We start from the raw sequence: 3980 nt of genomic DNA on the forward strand, positions 1-3980 counted from the left end.
CCAACCCGCAGGGCCACCCACCTACACGCCGGTGCGCACTAACTGAACGGTATTGTGTCTAGGGCGTGTCTCCCACTAGCCTCGCTTGACCGAGAGGACGGTCAGGTTCGAGCTCTGGAACTGTGTGGAGAACACGGTCCCCGTGCGTTCGTCGACGGCGAGGGTGTGCACGCCGACGCCTGCGGGAATGGCTCCTACCACCGCGTTGGTCTTCAGGTCGATCACCGTGAAGGTCTTCTTGAAGAGGTTCGACGTGTACGCGACGCGGCGCTTGGAGTCGATGGCGATCTTGTTGGGCGTCGCACCGGTCTGGATGCGTGCGACGATGGTCAGCGAATCGGGGTCGATCACAGCGACCTCGCCGGTGGCGAAGCTGGCCGCGTAGACCTTGCCGGTGGCCGCATCCACGGCCGGCCGCGAATTGGCGGCGGTGGTGATCTTCTTGACGATCGTGTTGGTGCGGCTGTCGACCACGGTCAGGTAGTTGGTCTTGCCCTTGGTCTTGATATCGGCGTTACCGATGTATACCCGGTGGCGCGTGGAATCGATCGCGATGAACGACGGGCTGTAGATGTCCTTGATCCGCGTGATCTCGCGTCGGGTGGCGGTATCGATCACGGCCACCTCGTCGAGGGTCACATTGGCGATATACGCACGCCCGGTGGTCGGGTCGGCGGCGATACCCATCGGATGGTCGAGCTTGGACTTGACCATGTCGCCCGGAGTCGCGGCGCGTGCGTTCATGCTGACGATGGTGGCGGCGTTGGTCTCGGCGTTGGTGGTGAGCACTCGCCCGGCCCTGGTGTCGAGCGCGATCCCGACCGGGATCTGCTTCATCGGCATCTTCGCCGGGATGGTCTTACTGACCGGGACGGTAGTCGTGGGGAGGTTGTTGTAACTGATCGAACGCAGCACCTTACGGCTGTCGGCGCTCAGGACCGCGACCTTGGGGTTGAGCGGATGCGGATAGGGCAGGACCTGTCCGCTCTTGGGATCCTTGTAGTTGAAGTCGTCGGCGTCGGTCACGAAGATCTTGCGGCGCTTCTGATCGATTGCGAGTTCGGCGCCGTCGGCGACACCGGCGGGGATGGACGTCTGCGAGTACGACCAGCCCGACGCCAGCTTGGTGCTTGCCGGGGCCGCGGAGGCGGGAGAGGTGAGGGTCGCCGCCACGACGAGTCCGGCGACAACCGGAGCACCCACGCAGCAAACATGTCGGATTCGTCGTGAATTCATGGTTCGGACCTTAGCAGGGTGCGACGGCATGGGTAAGGGTGCCCTTTCTTCCTGTGATCGCTCGTCTACGTGGTCTGCCAGACCGGTATGACCAGCGGAGTATTCGATTCGGGGTCGTCGATGATGCGGCACGCCAGTCCGAATACGCCGGCCACGAGGTCGGCCGTGACCACGTCTGCCGGTGCGCCCGCCGCGATCACCTCACCGGCGCGCATCGCGATGATGTGGTCGGCGTAACGGCAGGCCTGATTGAGGTCGTGCAGTACGGCCACCACCGTCCGGTTCTCCTCACGCTGCAGCCGTCGGCACAGGTCGAGCAGCTCCACCTGAAAGGCGATGTCCAGGTAGGTCGTCGGCTCGTCGAGCAATACCAGCGGGGTGTCCTGGGCCAGGACCAGGGCCACCCAGACACGTTGGCGCTGGCCACCGGAGAGCCTGTCGACCCGCTCACCGGCCAGGTGCGCCACACCGGTGGCCACCATCGCCGCGGCCACCGCGTCTTCGTCTGCCTGCGACCACTGCCGCAGGAATTGCTGGTGCGGGTAGCGGCCCCGCGACACGAGTTCGGCGACCCGGATGTCCTCGGGCGGGATCGAGGTCTGCGGCAGCAGCCCCAGAATCTTCGCGACCTCCTTGGTCGAGTACTTTTCGATCGATTTTCCGTCGAGGACGACCGAGCCCGCAGTGGGGGCGAGCAGCCGCGACAACGCCCGCAGCAGCGTCGACTTCCCGCACGCGTTCGGGCCGATGATCACGGTGAACTTGTTGTCGGGGATCTCGACGGTCAGATCGCGGGCGATGGCCTTCTCGCCGTAACCCAGCGTGAGGCCGTCGGCGCCGAGTCTGGTGGAGATCGCGGTCATTGTTCCTGCCTCATCTCGCGGTACAGAAGGTAACAGAGGTAGATGCCGCCGAGGCATACCGTGATCACGCCCACCGGTAGTGCCCGCGGCGAAAAGGCGCGTGCGGCAACGACATCGCTGACGACGAGCAGTAGCGAGCCGAGCAGCGCGGTGACTGTGAGCGGTGTGCGCCCGCCGCCGACGAGCCTGCGGGCGATATGCGGTGCGGACAGAGAGATGAATGCGATCGGTCCGGCCACCGCGGTGGCGGCCGCGGTGAGCGCGACGCCGAGGATCGGTAGACCGAGTTGTGAAGCCCGCGACTGCGCGCCGAGCGTCCTGCCGAACTCGGGTCCGAGCTCGAAGACCGGATGCCGCCGCGACAATGCCGCAACCCCGACGACGAGGACGATGATCACGCACAGTGCTGGTGTGGTCAGCTGCCAGGTGATCGTCTCGAGGGTTCCCGCACCCCACTGGGCCGCCGACATCGCCTCGGACAACTCGGCCCGCAGGATCAGCCAGTAGTTGACCGCCGCGAGCATTGAGCTGATCGCGACACCGCAGATCACCAGCCGGAATCCGCCCACCCCCTGCCGGAAGGCGAGGGCGTAGACGACAGCGGCTGTGCCGATACCGCCCGCGAGCGCACCGCCCGCGGTGGCCAGATATCCACCTGAGAAGAGCAACGTCACCACCAGCGCGCCTGTGTACGAGCCGACGCCGAACCCGATGATGTCGGGACTGCCGAGCGGATTGCGGGTCAGGAGCTGAAAGATGGCCCCGGACAGGGCGAGTGCGGCGCCGAACGCGAGGGCTGCGAGCACCCGGGGCGCCTGCCACTCCCGGATGGCGAGTTCGGCCGCCGGATCTCCGGTACCCAGCAGTGCATTGACCACGCCCACCGGCGACACGGTGAGATCACCCATTCCGAGCGCGACGATCGCCACGACGACGGTGGCCACTGCGGCTACGGTCCCGACCACGACCTCGCGCCGGTCCCAACGCCCCGACAGTCCGCCGATCCGCCACCGGATCACCGGACGCCCGAAATCGATGCTGCCCGAGTGCTCCACGGTGAACGCGGTGGCCCGGTAGGGCTTGTTTCCGCTTCGCGCCGATGTCATGCGGTTCCTGACGAGAGTCTGCGGACCAGAATGACCAGGATCGGCGCGCCCACGAATGCGGTCACGATACCGACCGGCACCTCGTCCGGACGCACCAGAACCCGACCCACCACGTCGGAGACCAGGACCAGCGCGGCACCGCCCAACATCGAGAACGCCGTCAGCCACCAGCCGCCGACGCCGGCCACCATGCGTACGGCGTGCGGAACCATCAGCCCGACGAAGCCGATCGGCCCGGCCGCGGCGGTCGCGGCTCCGCACAACAACACCACCGCGACGATGGTGAGGATGCGGACCCGCCGGACGGGAACACCCATCGCGGTGGCCAGGTCGTCGCCCATCGAGATCGCGTCGAGGGGCCGCGCCAGTCCCATCGCGAGTACTGCGCCGATCACCACGAACGGCAGGACGGCCAGGAGGACCGAGTTGTTACGGCCGACCAGCGAGCCGACCTCCCAGATGCGCAGGGCGTCGAAGGCGTCGGGATTGAGCAGGCCGATGCCGCGGACCGCACCCGTGAGCACCGCGGTCACCGCGACGCCGGCCATCGTGACCCGCACCGGCGTGATCCGGCCGCGCCCGGCTGAACCGAGGCCGTAGACGATGGCCATTGCCGCGACCGCGCCGGCGAAGGCGAACCAGATGTACGACCACATACTGGTCAGCCCCAGGAAACCGACCGCGATCGCCACCGCGATCGTCGCACCGGCGTTGACCCCGAGGATCTGCGGATCACCCAGTGGGCTGCGCATCAGTCGCTGGATGAGGGAACCGG

General features: G+C 66.9%; 4 protein-coding genes. All 4 read right to left on the minus strand.

Translation table 11 applies throughout. The features are described from left to right. Positions 1-75: 75 nt before the first annotated feature. A complete protein-coding gene (locus Q0627_RS08675) occupies positions 76-1203 on the minus strand; it encodes a YncE family protein (RefSeq protein WP_291014736.1) in 1128 nt (375 codons plus the stop codon). 98 nt (positions 1204-1301) lie between these two features. Next, positions 1302-2099, minus strand: a complete 798-nt coding sequence (locus Q0627_RS08680; protein ID WP_298809073.1) for an ABC transporter ATP-binding protein — start codon at positions 2097-2099, stop codon at positions 1302-1304. Further along, on the minus strand, positions 2096-3205 hold the full coding sequence (locus Q0627_RS08685; RefSeq protein ID WP_291014732.1) for an iron chelate uptake ABC transporter family permease subunit: 1110 nt from the start codon (positions 3203-3205) through the stop codon (positions 2096-2098). Before Q0627_RS08685 ends, Q0627_RS08680 begins: the two co-directional genes overlap by 4 nt. Next, positions 3202-3980, minus strand: a 779-nt coding sequence (locus Q0627_RS08690; protein WP_298809075.1) for an iron ABC transporter permease, incomplete at its 5' end; no start/stop codon positions are given. The genes Q0627_RS08690 and Q0627_RS08685, both read right to left, overlap by 4 nt.

Origin of the sequence: uncultured Gordonia sp. (assembly GCF_937858515.1) — a bacterium.
Lineage (GTDB): Bacteria > Actinomycetota > Actinomycetes > Mycobacteriales > Mycobacteriaceae > Gordonia.